Raw genomic sequence first — 15,431 nt, 5'->3', positions numbered from 1 at the left:
CGGTGTGGGTCACCCAGCGACTCCCCCCCCGCCCCGGCGCGAGCCAGGGAGCGGGGGTGGCGGGTGAAGCGGGGCGAGGTCAGGCCGCGGAGCCGTGCACCGGGGCGGGGGCGTCCTTCTGGGAGGCCTCGGAGCGCTCGTAGGCCCGGATGACCTCCTGGACCAGCGGGTGGCGCACGACGTCCACGTCGGAGAACTCCGAGAAGTGGATGCCTTCGATGTTCCGCAGCACGGAGCGGGCGTGGTTCAGGCCGGACGCCTTGCCCGTGGGCAGGTCCACCTGGGTCACGTCGCCCGTGATGACCGCCTTGCTGTTGTAGCCCAGGCGGGTGAGGAACATCTTCATCTGCTCCACGGTGGTGTTCTGCGCCTCGTCGAGGATGACGAAGGCGTCGTTGAGGGTGCGGCCGCGCATGAACGCGAGCGGCGCCACCTCCACCACCCCCTGCTCCACCAGCGTCTGGGCGCGCTCCACGGCCATCATGTCGTGCAGTGCGTCGTAGAGCGGGCGCAGGTAGGGGTTCACCTTCTCCGCCAGGTCGCCGGGCAGGAAGCCGAGCTTCTCACCGGCCTCCACGGCGGGGCGCGCCAGGATGATGCGCTTGACCTTGCGCTCCTGGAGGAAGGCGACCGCCATGGCCATGGCGAGGTACGTCTTGCCGGTGCCGGCGGGGCCCACGCCGAAGACGATGTCGTGGGCGCGGATGGCGTCCACGTAGCGCTTCTGCGCGATGCTCTTGGGGGCGATCTGCCGGTTGCCGGAGCTCTTGAGGACGGTGCCGAGCATGACCTCCTGCAGCGACTCCGAGCCGCGGCCCAGGACCTTGATGGCCTGCTCCACGTCCTCCCGGTAGACGGTGCGTCCGGCCCGGATCATCTCCTCCAGGTTCTCCACCAGACGCACGGCGAAGGCGACAGCGTCCGCGGGCCCCGACAGGAGCAGCTCCGTACCGCGCTGCCCCACCCGGACCCCCAGGCGCCGCTCCATCAGCTTGAGGTTCTCATTCTGGTTTCCGCAAAGGGCCTGGGTCGTCTCGTTGTCACGGACGTCCACCTTGGCGGAGGTGGGGGTGGATTCAGCGCGAGTGGCGGGCACTTCCAGCGTGGCGGGATTTCGCAATGCGCGTCGTTCCTCGTTCAGTGATCGCTCGCCCTCAAGTTAACGCCGCCCCTCCCCCCACGCCCGCCATCTCACGACGGCGAGCCTGCCCGCGGGCTAGCGCACGGGCGGTAGGAGGACGAACTGCCGAGCGGCCGTGCGGCGGTAATAGTACTCCTCCCGCCACGGGTAGCGCAGTTCCTCGGGACTCAACAATCCGGCATCCACCAATGCATCCAACCGCTCAGGGAGGGTGCCTTTTTCCAGCTGGAACACCTCCAGCGCGGCCTCGATGCGGACGCGCTGCGCGTGGGCAATCTGACGCTGGGCGGCAGGATCCCCCAGACGGGAGGCGCCTGGCTCCTGGCCGCCCCCGCCGACCCAGCGGGTGGCGATGAAGGCCAGCCCCGCGATGACCGCCATGGTCACGGCGACGCGGCCCACGGGGCCCGCCACCCGGGCGACGAGGCGGGCGTCCTCCGGCACGGGCGCGCGGCCTTCCGGGTCGATGGCGCGCACGTAGTCGCCCTTGACCAGGTTGTAGAGCGCCTTGCAGGTCTCGAACTCGCCCAGGCCGCAGAGGTCCACCATGCGGCGCAGGTCGCGCCCCACGGCGATCTCCTCGTAGACGTGGCGCTCCGACGGGCCGATGACGCCCAGCTCCCCGCCCTCGTCGGAGTTGCGGGGCGGAGGGAGCGCCTTGACGCGCTCGAAGGTCATGTCGTCGCGGTGGATGCGCTTCCGGATGACGGGCCACTCGTCCACCATCCGGAAGCCCTCCATCAGCACCGTCTCCGCGCGCAGCGGGGTGATGCCGTCGGGGCCGGGCTCCACGGGCTCCTGGATGAACTCGTAGGTGCCCGCCTTCCAGGTGAAGAGGCGGTAGAGCGTCTCCGTCACCTGGAGCTGGGCCATGTGCTGGAAGCGCTCGGCGGTGAGGGCGTGGCTCTGCACCAGCACGTCGCCCAGCCGCTTGAGGGTGCGCTTCTGGACCTCCAGCGCCGCCTCCAGCTGCGTCTCCGTGATGATTTCGGCGCGCACCAGCATGGCGCCGATGAGCTCCTTGCGCTTCCGGGTGAGGCTTTCGGCCTTGATGATGTGGCCGTCCTGGAAGCCGACGCGCACCTCCTGGTCCTTGTTGCGCAGGTGGAGCGTGCCCGTCTTCTGCTGCTGGCCAATCAGCTGCAGGATGTCGCCGATGCCGAAATCCTTGAGGGTGCCCTTGAGCGCCATGGATCAGGCCTCCCCCCGCTGGAGGCGGCGCAGGCCGCGCAGGGTCAGCAGGTAGACGAAGAAGAGGACCGTGCCCGCGGGCACGAGCTTGAGGTACAGCGGCGCGTCGCCGTACGGGGTGCGGACGAGGCCGCGGTGGAGCACCAGCGCGGCCACCGCGAAGCTGAACACGAAGGCGTAGAGGGCGCCGCGCACCGGCAGGCCCGTGCCCACGTGGCCCGCGCCGGACACCAGCCCGCCCAGCGCGTACGTCACCCGCTTCGTCCAGGCCTGGTGGCGCTCCACCTCGCCCTGCTTGCGCGAGCGGAGCTCCTTGGGGACCTGGCTCTTGCGCGCATAGACGTTGACGCACTGGCCGCACATCGCGCTGCCCACGCCCAGGTCCTTGTCGCAGCGCTGGCAGACCGCGCGGCCGCACCGCTCGCAGCCGCGCGACGCCTTCATGCGCCAGGAGGCCTCGCCGAGGACGGCGAACAGGGCCGCGAGCGCCGCGGTCAGGCCCCAGCCCACCGGGCCCGCCGGCAGGACGGGCGACAGCCAGCGGCCCACCTGGGACTCCACGCGGGCGCCCTCCTGGGTGCCGTCCGCCAGGTCCATCCAGGCGCGCTCGGGCACCGTCGGCGCCAGGAGCAGGAGGTTGAGCAGCGGGCGGTCCTCCGGCGGCGGCTCACGGCGCAGGAGCGATTCGTCCAGCGACTGCGCGGTGGCGATGGCGGAGGTGGAGCGGTCCAGCTCCTTGCCCAGCTGATCATCCGGCAGCAGCCGGGCCCGGCGCCGGTACACCTGCCCCAGGTTGTAGTGCGGCGCCGCCATGGACGGATCCGCCTTGGACGCCTGCGTGTAGAGGAGCACCGCGCCGTCCACGTCGCCCAGGCCGATGAGCGCGTTGCCGAAGCGCGTGAGCATCCGCGCGTCGCCTTCCCTCAGGGCGGAGGCGGCCTTGAAGTCCGCCCTCGCCTCCTCCAGCAGGCCCCGGCGGGATTCGTACCAGGCGAGCGCCCCCAGCTCCTGGAACCGGGCGGTGCGCGCTTCCGCCCGGGCGCGCACCCGGGCCGCCGCGCCCTCCGCGGACAGGCCTCCGCGCTCCAGCAGGTAGACGTCCTCCGCGGGCGTGCCGGCGAAGACGGTGAAGCGCGCCAGCGTCCCCGCGGCGAGCGGCATCACGCCCAGGCCCACGAGCAGCACCGCGGCCACCCAGCGCTCGGCGCGGCCCACGTACAGCGCCACCGAGGCGAAGAGCACGAGCAGCACCGGCACCAGGCCCGCGCCCAGCACGGCGGGCAGCGCCAGGAGCAGCAGGCCCAGCAGGCCCGACTGCCAGCGCGTCACCGCCCGGGGGAACAGGTGGTGGAAGTCATGCAGCGCGTAGCGGATCCGCCGCAGGAAGAGCACCGCGACCACCGCCACCGCCGTGGCCGCCCACGCCGCGAGCACCAGCGCGCCCAGGTCCGTGAGCGCGGGCCGGCGGTATCTCGCGTCCTTCGCCAGCGTCATGATCGCGGTCTTCCACTCGCCCAGCGCGCGCGGCACGTTCAGCGGATCCTCCACCACGTACGTCTCCGCCCGGGCGAAGCGCGCGGCGGGCAGCCCCGGCGACAGGGCCACGGCCACGTCCAGGAGCGCGAGCGCGCCCGTCAGGTCCCCGGCGCGGCGGCGGACGCCGGCCTCGCGCACGAAGCCCATGCTCAGGGGCTCCAGGTCGGAGGCGAGCACCTCCTCGCGCAGCGTGAGCAGCTCCTTCTGGGCCACCTCCGCCGCCATGAGGTCGTTGCGCGAGCGGGCCGCCTTCCACTTCTCCCAGACCGCCAGCAGCTCCGCGTCCGTCACCTTGGGCGCCATCACCGGGGTGACGGCGGGACGGGTCGGGACGACGACGGGCGGGGGCGGGGGCTCGGCGGGAGCCGCGGGCTTGACGGACGGCGGGGCGATGACGCGGCGGCGGGTGTCGGGGCGGGCCTCGGGCTCCGGTTCCTCCACCTCTTCGGCGGCGGGGTCGTCCTGCGGATCATCCTCCGTGGCACGGAAGACGCTGGGGTCCGGCTCCGGCTCGATGACCTTCTCCTCGATGCGCAGGAGCGGCTCCTGCGTCAACGCAGGGGCACGCGCGGGGACAAGCAGCACGAGGCTGCAACACAGGCCGAGGAACGAGCGGAGCATCCGGGCGTCCGATGATAGGCGACAGGGCGGACGATCCGAAATCATGTGGTGCCCGGTGCCCGTGCTACAGGAGCGCGCGGCGGGGGATTTGCTCGGGAGTGAATGAATGGCGGCGCCTGGAACAGAGCTGGAACGACTGGTGGAGATCATGCGGCGGCTCAGGGCCGAGGGCGGCTGCCCGTGGGACCGCGAGCAGGACCTGCGCTCGCTCCGTCCCTACCTGACCGAGGAGGCATTCGAGGTCCTGGACGAGATGGACCGCGTCTCCGACGGCGGCCCCTGGCGGCCTTTGTGTGAAGAGCTGGGGGACCTGCTCTTCCAGATCGTCTTCCACGCGCAGCTGGCGGCGGAGCTGGGCGAGTTCACGATGGCGGACGTGTGCGCGGCGATCAGCGACAAGATCACCAGCCGCCACCCGCATGTGTTCGGGGATCAGCAGGTGAAGGGCGCCGAGCAGGTGCTCGCCAACTGGGCGCAGCTGAAGGCGGAGGAGCGCAAGAAGAAGACGGGACGCGCGGGCTCCGTGCTGGACGGCGTGCCCACCGCGGCCCCGTCCCTGCTGCGCGCCGAGCGCCTCACGGAGAAGGCCAGCCGCATCGGCTTCGACTGGCCGGACCTGGCCGGGGTGCGCGGCAAGCTGGACGAGGAGCTGCGCGAGCTGGACGAGGCCATCGCGTCGGGCGGCCGGGACGCCATCGAGCATGAGCTGGGGGACGTGCTGTTCTCGCTGGCGAACCTCGCCCGCTTCGTGAAGACGCCGGCGGAGGACGCGCTGCGCATGGCCACCCGCCGCTTCGTCAGCCGCTTCCAGTACATCGAGGCGAAGCTGAACGAGGAGGGAGTCCCCTTCGGCGGCGCCACGCTGGAGCACATGGAGCGCCACTGGCAGGCCGCGAAGGCCGTGGAGAAGGCGCTGCCCCCGCCGGCCCACCCGCCGCGAGCCTCCGTGGCCACCCTGCGCCTGGCGGTGCCGGACGTGGCGGCCCAGCGGGCCTTCTGGGACACCGTGGCCTCCTGGCTGGGCTGGGGCCCCACCCGTTCGCCGGAAGGCACGGTGGCCTACACGGGCGCGGGCCTGGGGCTCGTCTTCACGCCGGGCGCCCAGGCTCTGGCCGCCTCCCCGGTGGCCCTCACCCTGGAGGCCCCCTCCCCGGCCGCCGTGGGCCGGCTCCTGGAGCTGTTCCGGGCCCACCACCCCGACCGGTTGGTGGCGGGGTCCAGCTCCGCGGCGGGCTTCCAGTTCCTGGACCCGGCCGGGCTGCGGTGGGAATACGCCGCCCCTCCGGCCTGATTCCTTCCGCTTGGGCCCCGGAGGCATTCCGGAGGCCTCCAGGGCGTTCCGGAACAGGAAATCCTGATCGCGAACGCACGCGTACCTTGACGCAACCGGGGCGTCGCAGTAAGGACGGCCCCTCTTTTTCCTTGCCTTGCCTTCCGCTGGAGCATTGCCTTGGCGAACACCAAGTCTGCAGAGAAGCGTCACCGCCAGTCCCTGAAGCGCCGTGCCCGGAACGTGAACGTCCGGACCACCGTGAAGGACGCCGTCAAGTCCGCCCGCGAGGCCATTGCCTCCAAGGACGGTTCCAAGACGACGGACGCGCTGAAGGCGGCTTCCAAGACCCTCAACAAGGCGGCCAGCAAGGGCGTCCTCCACAAGCGTACCGCCGCGCGCCGCATCTCCCGGCTGGCCAAGGCCGCCGCGAAGGCGAAGGCCTAGTCGTCCCGTCGTACACCGCGCGTTGAGGACCGGGCTCCCCGGTCCTCACCAGGTGCTGGCCAGCCGATCGTATCCGTCGTGCATGAGCTGCTCCGCCAGGCGCGCCAGCGCGGCTTGACGGTTGGCCTCCGCTTCCAGGACGTTGCCGCGGCCCTGGAGGTAGTCCTCGGTCCCCGACACCACCGTCTCCGTCAGCAGCTGTCCCTCCTTCACGAGGCGCAGCCGCACGGTCGTGGAGATGCGGTAGTTGTTGGGGATGATGGTCGGGGACGCCCAGACGTTGAGCACCGCCCCTTCAATCGTGGACGTGCAGCTCGGAGCGCTGGCCAGCCGGCCCGCCTGGATGAGCTGCTGGCGCAGGTAGCGCGTGAAGAGGTTCTCCAGCGCGGGCTCCGGCGTCTCGTTGGCGAAGATGGGCGCGCACACCTGCCCGGTGCCTTCCGGCAGCGCCGAACCCCAGGGGCTGAAGCGGTAGCCACACCCGGCCCCCAGCATCGCCACCGCCGCCACGCCCCACCGGAACGCCTTCACCGCACCCACCCGCACCGCGTTCCTTGAGGGCCGCATGGGCGCGCACCCTACCCGGCCGCGATCCTCCGTCAAGCGCCGGGCCCGGGGCCGGCGAACGGCACGTTGCGCGCGCGGCTGGCATCGGCCAGTGCCGAGCGGGCCTGCTGGAGCCGGGCCTCGCGGGCCGAGCCTCTTGGCGCCATCCCCAGCGGCCACCGCATCCGCGTGCCGTCATCCCGCTCCACGGTGAGGCCGTGGTGACGGTAGAGCCCTGTCAGCATCACGCTGAGGACGCCCGCCACCAGGCCCAGGAGCCGCACCGCCTGCGTCGGCGCCCAGAAGAGGCCCAGCGCGGTGAAGGCGAGCAGCCCCAGCGCTTCAAAGTAGGGCCGCGTGCTCCACTCCAGCCGCCGCACCCGCGTCCACGGCACGTCGAGCGCCGGGCCCCCGCCCGGGCGCCCCTGGAACGACAGCTGTTCGCCGCTCACCGCCAGGGTGCGCCGGTTGCCCAGGTCCAGCGCCAGCGGGGCGGCGCGGGGCGTTGGGGCCGAAGCCGCCGGAGACAGGGGCGGCAGGGGCGCCTCCGGCAGCTCCGCGTTGCAGAAGGCACAGCGGCGCCGGGCCGCCGACTGGGGGCGCCCGCAGGAGGAGCACATGACGAGCACTTCCGCGGGCACTTCCCCTCCCTCGCTCGCCGTCAGCCGACGACGAAGTTCACCAGCCGCTTGGGGACGAAGACGAACTTGCGCAGCGTCTTGCCTTCGAGGGCGGCCTTCACCTTGTCGTCCGCCTCCGCCGCCGCGCGCACCGCCGCCTCGTCCGCGTCCGCCGCCACGCGCACCTCCGCGCGCAGCTTGCCGTTCACCTGCACGGCGTACGGAATCACGTCGTCCACCACCAGCGCCGGGTCGAACTCCGGCCAGGCCTCCGTGACGGTGGACGCCTTCGCGCCGTAGGCCTCCGCCAGCTCGTCCGCGATGTGCGGCGCGAACGGGGTGAGGATGCGCGCGAGCAGCCGCATCGCCTCGCCCATCGCCGCCTTCTCCGCGGGCGTCTCCGGCGTGCCCACCGCGTAGAGCGCGTTCACGCACTCCATGACGCCCGCGACGGCGGTGTTGAAGGACAGCCGCTCGATGGCCTCGCTCACGCGCTTGACGCACTTGTGCGCCGCGCGGCGCGTCTCCAGCGCCTTGCCCTCGTAGGGGCCCGAGTACGTGGCCTCCGCCGAGGAGGCGTGGTGCGTGGCGGCCAGCGTCCACACGCGCTTGAGGAAGCGGAACACGCCCTCCACCTGCTCGTGGGACCAGTCGAAGTCGCGCTCCGGCGGGCCCGCGAAGAGCACGTAGGTGCGCGCGGTGTCCGCGCCGTACTTCTGCACGATGGTGTTCGGCGCCACGCCGTTGCCATAGCGCTTGCCCATCTTGCGGCCGTCCGCGCCGTTGACGATGCCCTGCGTAATCAGCCGCGTGACGGGCTCGTCCACGGGAGAGAGCCCGAGCAGCTTCATCACCCGGGTCCAGAAGCGGAAGTAGAGCAGGTGCATCACGCCGTGCTCGGGGCCGCCCACGTAGATGTCCACCGGCAGCCAGCGCTTGCCCTCCTTCGGGTCGAAGGGCGCGGCGTCGTACTTCGGCGACAGGTAGCGCGCGAAGTACCAGCAGGAGTCGACGAACGTGTCCATCGTCTCCGTCTCCCGGCGCGCGGGGCCGCCGCACTTGGGGCAGGTGGTGTTGGCGAAGGACGGCACCTTCGCGAGCGGGGGCTCGCCCTTGCCGGTGAGCACCGCCTGCGTGTCGATGTCCGGCAGCCGCACCGGGAGCTGCTCTTCCGGGACGGGGATGCCCTTGCGCTCCGGGTCGCACTTCTCGCAGTAGACGATGGGGATGGGCGTGCCCCAGTAGCGCTGGCGGCTGAAGCCCCAGTCCTTCTGGCGGTACGTCACCGTCGCCTTGCCCTGCCCCTGCCCCTCCAGCTTCGCGGCCAGCTTCACGCGCGCCTCGGCGGAGGGCATGCCGGTGAAGTCACCGGAGTCCACCAGCACGCCGTCCTCCGTGTAGGCCGCCTCCAGCGTCTCCCCGGCGCCGAGCTTGTCGCCGGACGCGGGCTGGATGACGACGCGCACGGGCAGCGCGTACTTGCGCGCGAAGGCGAAGTCGCGGGCGTCGTGCGCCGGCACGCTCATCACCGCGCCGGTGCCGTAGTCGCTCACCACGAAGTTGGCGATCCAGATGGGCACCGGCTGGCCCGTCACCGGGTTGAGCGCGTAGCCGCCGGTGAAGACGCCCTCCTTCTCCGCGTCCTCGCCCAGCCGCTCCGTCTTGTTCTGCGCAGCCATCTTCCTGGCGAACGCGTCCACGTCCGCGCGGCGGTCCGCCGTCGTCACCTGGGCCACGAGCTTGTGGTCCGGCGCGAGCACCACGTAGGTGCAGCCGTAGAGGGTGTCCACGCGGGTCGTGAAGACGCGCAGGGCGGCGTCATGCCCCTGCACGCGGAAGTCCACCTCCGCGCCGTCCGAGCGGCCAATCCAGTTGCGCTGGGCGGAGGTGATGCGGTCCGGCCACTCCTTGAGCGTGTCGAGCGCGTCGAGCAGGTCCTGCGAGTACCGGGTGATGCGGAACGCCCACTCGGGCATCTCCTTGTCCTGCACCTCGGAGTCGCAGCGCTCGCAGCGGCCTTCCTTCACCTGCTCGTTGGCGATGACGGTGAGGCAGCCGGTACACCAGTTCACCTTGCTGAAGCGGCGATAGACGAGCCCGCGCTCGAGCATCTGGAGGAAGAACCACTGGTTCCAGCGGTAGTACTCCGGCTGGCTGGTGTTGACCTCGCGCGTCCAGTCGTAGCTGTAGCCGAGCGTCTTGATCTCCGCCTTGAACGACTCGATGTTCTCGCGGGTGCGGATGACCGGGTGGACGCCGTCCTTGATGGCCGCGTTCTCCGCCGGCAGACCGAAGGCGTCCCAGCCCATGGGGTGCAGCACGTCGAAGCCGCGCATCTGGTAGTAGCGCGCGTAGACGTCCCCGATGAGGTAGTTGCGCACGTGCCCCATGTGCATCTGGCCGCTGGGGTACGGCAGCATCTCCAGGACGTACTTCTTGGGGGCATCCGGACGCCTGCCTGCCCGGAAGAGGCCCTCCTCTTCCCAGCGGGTCTGCCACTTTCCTTCAATCGACTGCGGCTCGTAACGCTCGTTCATCGCCATGGCTCCTCGGACTCTTAGCGGGAGGTAGGACACGCGGGCAACAAGTCTTGGCGCGTCGAAAGCCTGGACGCCGGGCGCCCTGGGGCTCCTGACCGGGAAACCCGGGTGGTGGGGGGTGGACCTCGCTCGGTGCTTGCCCTCGGGCCCGGGCGCGACTAACTCGCCTTCCCGGTCTGGAGCAGAGGGAGAGCACCATGCAGGTCGTGAGTGTGAAGAAGGCCCTGTCGGGGGCCGTCGAAGCGGGCTCGAAGGTGGAGGTGCGCGGCTGGGTGCGGACGCGCCGCGACTCCAAGGCGGGCATCAGCTTCGTGAACGTGAGCGACGGGTCGGTCTTCGACCCCATCCAGGTCGTCGCGCCCAATTCGCTGGCCAACTACGAGAACGAAATCCTCCGCCTCTCCGCGGGCGCCTCCGTCATCTGCCGGGGCACGCTGGTGCAGTCGCAGGGCAAGGGGCAGGCGTTCGAGGTGCAGGCGGATGAGGTCCAGGTGCTGGGCCTGGTGGACGACCCGGACACCTACCCCATCCAGCCCAAGCAGCACTCGCTGGAGTTCCTGCGGGAGGTGGCGCACCTGCGCGTGCGCACCAACACCTTCGGGGCCATCACGCGCGTGCGCAACGCGGCGGCGCAGGCGGTGCACCGCTTCTTCCACGGCGAGGGCTTCTGCTGGGTGAACACGCCCATCATCACCGCCAGCGACGCGGAAGGCGCGGGGCAGATGTTCCGCGTGTCCACGCTGGACGCCACCAACCCGCCGCGCGGGCCGGACGGCAAGATTGACTGGGGCAAGGACTTCTTCGGCAAGGAGGCCTACCTCACCGTGTCCGGGCAGCTGAACGTGGAGGCGTACTGCCTGGCGATGTCGAAGGTCTACACGTTCGGCCCCACGTTCCGCGCGGAGAACAGCAACACCACGCGGCACCTGGCCGAGTTCTGGATGATTGAGCCGGAGATCGCCTTCGCGGACCTCAACGAGGACGCGGCGCTGGCGGAGCGGTTCCTCAAGTACGTGTTCAAGGCCGTGCTGGAGGAGTGCGCGCCGGACATGAAGTTCTTCGAGGAGCGCCAGCAGAAGGGCGTCACGGAGCGGATGGAGAAGTTCATCGGCTCCAGCTTCGAGCGCATCGACTACACGGAGGCCGTCTCCATCCTCCAGAAGGCGAAGAAGAAGTTCGAGTACGCGCCGGAGTGGGGCAAGGACCTCCAGACGGAGCACGAGCGCTACCTCACCGAGGAGCACGTGGGCCGGCCCGTGGTGGTGACGAACTACCCGGAGGCCATCAAGGCCTTCTACATGCGCATCAACGAGGACGGGAAGACCGTGGCCGCGATGGACGTGCTCGCCCCGGGCATCGGTGAGATCATCGGTGGCAGCCAGCGCGAGGAGCGCCTGGACGTGCTGGATGCGCGCATGAGGAAGTTCGGCCTCGATCCCGCGCACTACCAGTGGTACCGCGACCTGCGCCGCTACGGCACGGTGCCGCACGCGGGCTTCGGCCTGGGGTTCGAGCGGCTCATCGTCTACATGTGCGGCCTGCAGAACATCCGCGACGCCATCCCCTACCCGCGCGTGCCGGGCTCCGCGACGTTCTAGTCCGCGACGCCGCGCACTGAAGTCAGCAAGGGCCTCCCGTGGCGTGTCCCCGGGAGGCCCTTCGTCTTTCAGCCCTTCGGCTTGATGCCCGCGCGCTCCTGGGCGAGCGCCCCCAGCGCGGACCAGTCCTCGTCGCCGCGTCCCTGCGCGACGCCGGTGAGGAAGTGGTCGCGCAGGAGGCTGGCCAGCGGGAGGGGCACCTCCGCCGTGCGCCCCGCCTCGAGCGCCAGCGTCACGTCCTTGAGGCCCAGGCGCAGCGCGAAGCCCGCGGGCGTGTACTGCCCCTTGGCGATGGCGCCCGCGTAGTTCTCGAAGATGGGCGCCTTGGCGAAGACGGACTTGAAGACGTCCAGGAACGCGGCGCGCTCCACGCCGCACTTCTCCGCGAGCGCGAAGGCCTCCGACAGCGCCTCCATCATCGACGCGATGAGGAAGTTGCCGGACAGCTTCACCGTGTTCGCGGCGGAGGGCCGCTCCCCCAGCTCCGTGAGGCCGCGCCCCAGGGCCGTGAGCAGCGGACGCACGCGCTCCACCTGCTGCTTCGGCCCAGCGGCGACGACCCAGAGCTGCTTGCCCGCCGCGGCCTCGGGGCGGCCGAAGACGGGGGCGGAGACGTAGCCCTGCCCCGCGTCCGTGTGCGCCTTGGTCAGGCGCTCCGACAGCGCGACGGAGATGGTGCTGGAGGAGACGTGGATGGCGTTCTTCGGCAGGGCACTGACGATGCCGTCCTGCCCCAGCACGGCCTCTTCCGTGGCGTGGTCGTCCGCGAGCATGGACACGACGACCTCCGCGTCGCGGGCGGCCTCGGCGGGCGTCCTCGCCACGCGCGCGCCCTGCTGCTTCAGCGGCTCCGCCTTGGACGCGGTGCGGTTCCAGACGCTGAGCTCATGGCCCGCGCCGGCCAGGTTCTTCGCCATGGGCGTGCCCATGTTCCCCAACCCGATGAAGCCGACCTTCATGGAGATGCTCCCTTCGTGCTCGCGTTCACGCTTCGTTCGACTGTTCTTCCGACACGTCCAGCCGCTCGAAGGCGCGGCCCAGGACGGCGACGCCCAGCGCCACCTCCGCGAACAGTGCTCCCGCCGCCGCCAGCCCCGCGAGCGGAACCGCCCAGGGCCCCATGACAGTGAACAGCGGATAGCCCACCAGGAGGGCCACCACCGCGGCGGGCAACAGTCCCAGGAACGTCACCACCAGCGTGCCCACCAGCGTGAGCAGCCGCTGGCCCAGCGCCTCCACGCCGCGCGCCCGCTCGGCGTCCGCCGGAATCCACGCGGGCAGCAGCACCACCGCCGCGTTCTGCACGAACAGCCCCGCGAGCCCCAGCGCCGGCAACACCGGCAGGAGCCCCAGCACCACCGGCGCGGACCACGGCGCGAGCGTCTCGTCGTCCGTGCCCACGCCCAGCACCAGCGCCACAATCAGCATCACCCACTGCGCCGCGCCCAACGTCAGCGCGGAGGCACCCAGCTCCGCGCCCACCACCTGCCGCCCGGTGAGGGGCAGCGCGCGCAAGAGCTCCAGCTTGGGCAGGTCCATGCGCAGGTCGGTGCGGAACGCGCTCGGGCCAATCACGGCCATGGCCACCGCGACCATCAGGGCCATGGGGCCCAGGAACTCACGGCTGTTGGAGAACAGCCGCGTGTCCCCCATCAGCAGCGCGAAGACGGCGCCCAGCACGCCGAAGGACAGCAGCATCACCAGCCCGCTGCCCATGCGCCTGCGCGCGATGAGGTTCTTCCAGAGCAGCGCCACCTCCGGGCGCCCCCGGGCCTTGAGCACGAAGGGCACCCGGCCCACGCGCAGGTTGACCGAGCGCGAGGCCCGCTGCGCCCGCTGCCGCGTCCGGGCGTCCGCCCCCGCGACCGCCGAGTCCTCGAAGGGCACCTCCACCGCCAGCACCCAGGCGTAGTGCGCCACGAGCAGCGCCAGCGACGCGGGCAGGTAGCGCAGGAAGTCCTGGCCGCTGCGCGCCATGGAAGGGGCCACCAGCGCCCGGCCCGGCCACAGCAACGCGCGAGGCCCGGGGGCGTTGAGCACGTCGCGCAGCCACTCGCGCACGGCGAAGGGCGCGGAGAGGTTCTCCGGCAGCGGATGGTCGCGCAGCGTGGACAGCAGCGTGCCCATTCCCGCCATGAGGACCCCGGCCACCACCACCCACCGCACCACGCTGCCCCAGCGCCCGCGCGACACGAGCCACGCGCGCACGAAGGACGCCGCGGTGCCGTGAAGGTAGAGCGTCCCCATGGCCAGCGCCGCGCCCAGGAAGAAGAGCTCCGGCCGGGGGCTGGTGAAGCGCCCCACGAAGACTGTCGCCGCCAGCGCCGCGAACATCGCGCTCAGGAGGCCGCGCAGCAGCTTGTAGTGCAAGAGCGCCTGGCGCGTGACGGGCGCGGAGAAGAAGGTCTGCACCTCCGTCTGCGTGAAGGTCAGCGCCGGCCGGTCCGTGCCCAGCACCCACGCCGTGACGAGCGTGGCCAGCACGGACACCTCCAGCGAGAACTCCGCGAACAGCCTCGCGTTGGGAGACACCGCGCGGCCCGTGCCCTGGACGAAGACGCTGCGGCCCACCAGCGAGTACAGGTACGCGAGCCCCACCGCCGCGCCCAGGAGGTAGCGCGGGCGCTTCAGCCGCTGCACCTGGCGCACCACCCGGTTGCGCCACGTCCTCACCCAGAGGAACGCCACCGCGCCCGGGAAGCTCACGCCGGTTCGTTCCCCCGCGCTTGCGCCTCCTCCGACGCCGCGCTGGTGATGCGCACGAACAGCTCCTCCAGCGACGCGCCGTCCCCTGCCCCACCCGCCATCTGCTCGCGGATCTCCGGCAGCGAGCCCAGCGCCACCGCGCGCCCTCCGGCGATGACGAGCAGCCGGTGGCACAGCTCCTCCACCAGCGGGAGCAGGTGCGACGACAGCACCAGCGCCGTGCCCTCTTCCGCGCGGCGGCGCAGCGACGCCTTCATCCGGCGGATGCCCAGCGGATCCAACCCCGTCAGCGGTTCGTCCAGGAGGATGAGCCGGGGCTGGTGCAGGAAGCCGCACGCGATGGACAGCTTCTGCTTCATGCCGCGCGACAGCTCGCCCGGCAGCGACTTCTCCCGGCCGGTGAGCTCCATCTCCTCCAGCAGCGCGCGGCCCCGCGCCTCCCAGTCCTCCACGCCGTAGAGGCGCGCGGTGAAGTTCAGGTGCTCCCAGACGGTGAGGTACTCGAAGAAGCGCGGCTCGTCCGGCAGGAACGCCAGCTGGCGCTTCGCCTCCACGGGCTCCACCGCCAGGTCATGCCCCGCCACCCGCACGCGCCCCACGGACGGCGGGAGGATGCCGGCCAGGCACCGCAGCGTGGACGTCTTGCCCGCGCCGTTGGGCCCTACCAGGCCCAGCACCTCGCCGGGCGCCACCTGGAAGGTCAGCCCGCGCACCGCCCGCACCGCGCCGTACGTCTTCTCCAACCCCTCGACGTCCAGCGCCGGTTCCATGCGTGCCCTTGGGCCTCCTCGTCGAAGCTCAGCCGAGCTTCAGGAGTTCCTTCACGGTGTCCAGCACCACGCGGGCCTGCACGGGCTTCACCAGGTAGGCCGTGGCCCCCAGCGCCATGGCCCGCTCGCGGTCCGCGGCCGCGCCCTCGGTCGTCACGACGACGATGGGTACGGCCCGGTGGTCTTCCGTCTGGCGGATGTGGTGGATGAGCTTCAGCCCGTCCATCAACGGCATGTTGATGTCCGTCATCACCAGGTCGAAGCGCCCCTGCGTGGCGAGCTTCTTCAGCCCCTCCACGCCGTCCTGCGCCTCGATGCAGACCACATCCGTCAGGCGCTGGAGCGCGTACATGATGCTGCGGCGCATGGCCTGCGAGTCATCCACCACCAGCGCGCGGATCTGCTGCGACATGACCCTCAGCCTAGCACCGGCGCGCCGCCCGTC

13 protein-coding genes are annotated in these 15,431 nt (G+C 71.3%); 3 read left to right on the top strand and 10 right to left on the bottom strand.

Translation table 11 applies throughout. The features are described 5' to 3' along the window. Positions 1-79: 79 nt before the first annotated feature. The 3 genes from NR792_RS00250 to NR792_RS00240 all read right to left on the bottom strand — a co-directional run bounded on the left by NR792_RS00250 (position 80) and on the right by NR792_RS00240 (position 4,489). Positions 80-1,120 (bottom strand): PhoH family protein, encoded by a 1,041-nt coding sequence (locus NR792_RS00250; protein WP_375758067.1) that lies wholly within the window; start codon positions 1,118-1,120, stop codon positions 80-82. A 96-nt stretch (positions 1,121-1,216) separates the two neighbouring features. After that, positions 1,217-2,332 (bottom strand): DUF4388 domain-containing protein, encoded by a 1,116-nt coding sequence (locus NR792_RS00245; RefSeq protein ID WP_375758066.1) that lies wholly within the window; start codon positions 2,330-2,332, stop codon positions 1,217-1,219. A gap of 3 nt (positions 2,333-2,335) precedes the next feature. Further along, positions 2,336-4,489, bottom strand: a complete 2,154-nt coding sequence (locus tag NR792_RS00240; protein WP_375758065.1) for a tetratricopeptide repeat protein — start codon at positions 4,487-4,489, stop codon at positions 2,336-2,338. A 106-nt stretch (positions 4,490-4,595) separates the two neighbouring features. Here NR792_RS00240 and mazG point away from each other — a divergent pair, with 106 nt between their 5' ends. Next, a complete protein-coding gene (gene mazG / locus NR792_RS00235) occupies positions 4,596-5,780 on the top strand; it encodes a nucleoside triphosphate pyrophosphohydrolase (RefSeq protein ID WP_375758064.1) in 1,185 nt (394 codons plus the stop codon). A gap of 159 nt (positions 5,781-5,939) precedes the next feature. Further along, positions 5,940-6,206 carry a 30S ribosomal protein S20 gene (gene rpsT, locus NR792_RS00230; RefSeq protein ID WP_207050230.1) on the top strand — a complete coding sequence of 89 codons (267 nt, stop codon included), beginning with the start codon at positions 5,940-5,942 and terminating at the stop codon, positions 6,204-6,206. A gap of 45 nt (positions 6,207-6,251) precedes the next feature. On the opposite strand, the gene lptE is transcribed toward rpsT, so the two are convergent. The 3 genes from lptE to leuS are packed head-to-tail and all read right to left on the bottom strand — an operon-like array spanning position 6,252 to position 9,915. Further along, positions 6,252-6,773: an LPS assembly lipoprotein LptE gene (lptE, locus tag NR792_RS00225; protein WP_375758063.1), complete on the bottom strand. Its 522-nt coding sequence runs from the start codon at positions 6,771-6,773 to the stop codon at positions 6,252-6,254. A gap of 32 nt (positions 6,774-6,805) precedes the next feature. After that, positions 6,806-7,372: a hypothetical protein gene (locus NR792_RS00220; protein WP_375758062.1), complete on the bottom strand. Its 567-nt coding sequence runs from the start codon at positions 7,370-7,372 to the stop codon at positions 6,806-6,808. A 41-nt stretch (positions 7,373-7,413) separates the two neighbouring features. Further along, positions 7,414-9,915: a leucine--tRNA ligase gene (gene leuS, locus NR792_RS00215; protein WP_375758061.1), complete on the bottom strand. Its 2,502-nt coding sequence runs from the start codon at positions 9,913-9,915 to the stop codon at positions 7,414-7,416. 194 nt (positions 9,916-10,109) lie between these two features. On the opposite strand from leuS, the gene asnS reads away from it, so the two are divergent. Further along, on the top strand, positions 10,110-11,510 hold the full coding sequence (gene asnS / locus NR792_RS00210; protein WP_375758060.1) for an asparagine--tRNA ligase: 1,401 nt from the start codon (positions 10,110-10,112) through the stop codon (positions 11,508-11,510). 68 nt (positions 11,511-11,578) lie between these two features. Here the strand turns inward: asnS and NR792_RS00205 are convergent, their stop codons facing one another. From NR792_RS00205 to NR792_RS00190, 4 genes are read right to left on the bottom strand one after another with little or no spacing between them, the layout of a single operon-like run. Further along, the gene (locus tag NR792_RS00205) at positions 11,579-12,469 is read right to left on the bottom strand and encodes an NAD(P)-dependent oxidoreductase (RefSeq protein ID WP_375758059.1); all 891 of its coding nucleotides are present in this window, start codon (positions 12,467-12,469) and stop codon (positions 11,579-11,581) included. Positions 12,470-12,494: 25 nt separating this feature from the next. Continuing rightward, positions 12,495-14,216 carry a putative ABC exporter domain-containing protein gene (locus tag NR792_RS00200; RefSeq protein WP_375758058.1) on the bottom strand — a complete coding sequence of 574 codons (1,722 nt, stop codon included), beginning with the start codon at positions 14,214-14,216 and terminating at the stop codon, positions 12,495-12,497. Next, positions 14,213-14,986: an ABC transporter ATP-binding protein gene (locus NR792_RS00195; protein WP_375758057.1), complete on the bottom strand. Its 774-nt coding sequence runs from the start codon at positions 14,984-14,986 to the stop codon at positions 14,213-14,215. Before NR792_RS00195 ends, NR792_RS00200 begins: the two co-directional genes overlap by 4 nt. A gap of 28 nt (positions 14,987-15,014) precedes the next feature. Beyond that, the gene (locus tag NR792_RS00190; RefSeq protein ID WP_207050222.1) at positions 15,015-15,398 is read right to left on the bottom strand and encodes a response regulator; all 384 of its coding nucleotides are present in this window, start codon (positions 15,396-15,398) and stop codon (positions 15,015-15,017) included. Positions 15,399-15,431: the final 33 nt, after the last annotated feature.

The sequence above is a fragment of the Corallococcus exercitus genome (assembly GCF_042231735.1).
Classification (GTDB): Bacteria; Myxococcota; Myxococcia; order Myxococcales; family Myxococcaceae; genus Corallococcus; species Corallococcus exercitus_B.
Note: the sequence above shows the minus strand (reverse complement) of the source record. Positions and strands in the feature narration are given on the sequence as shown.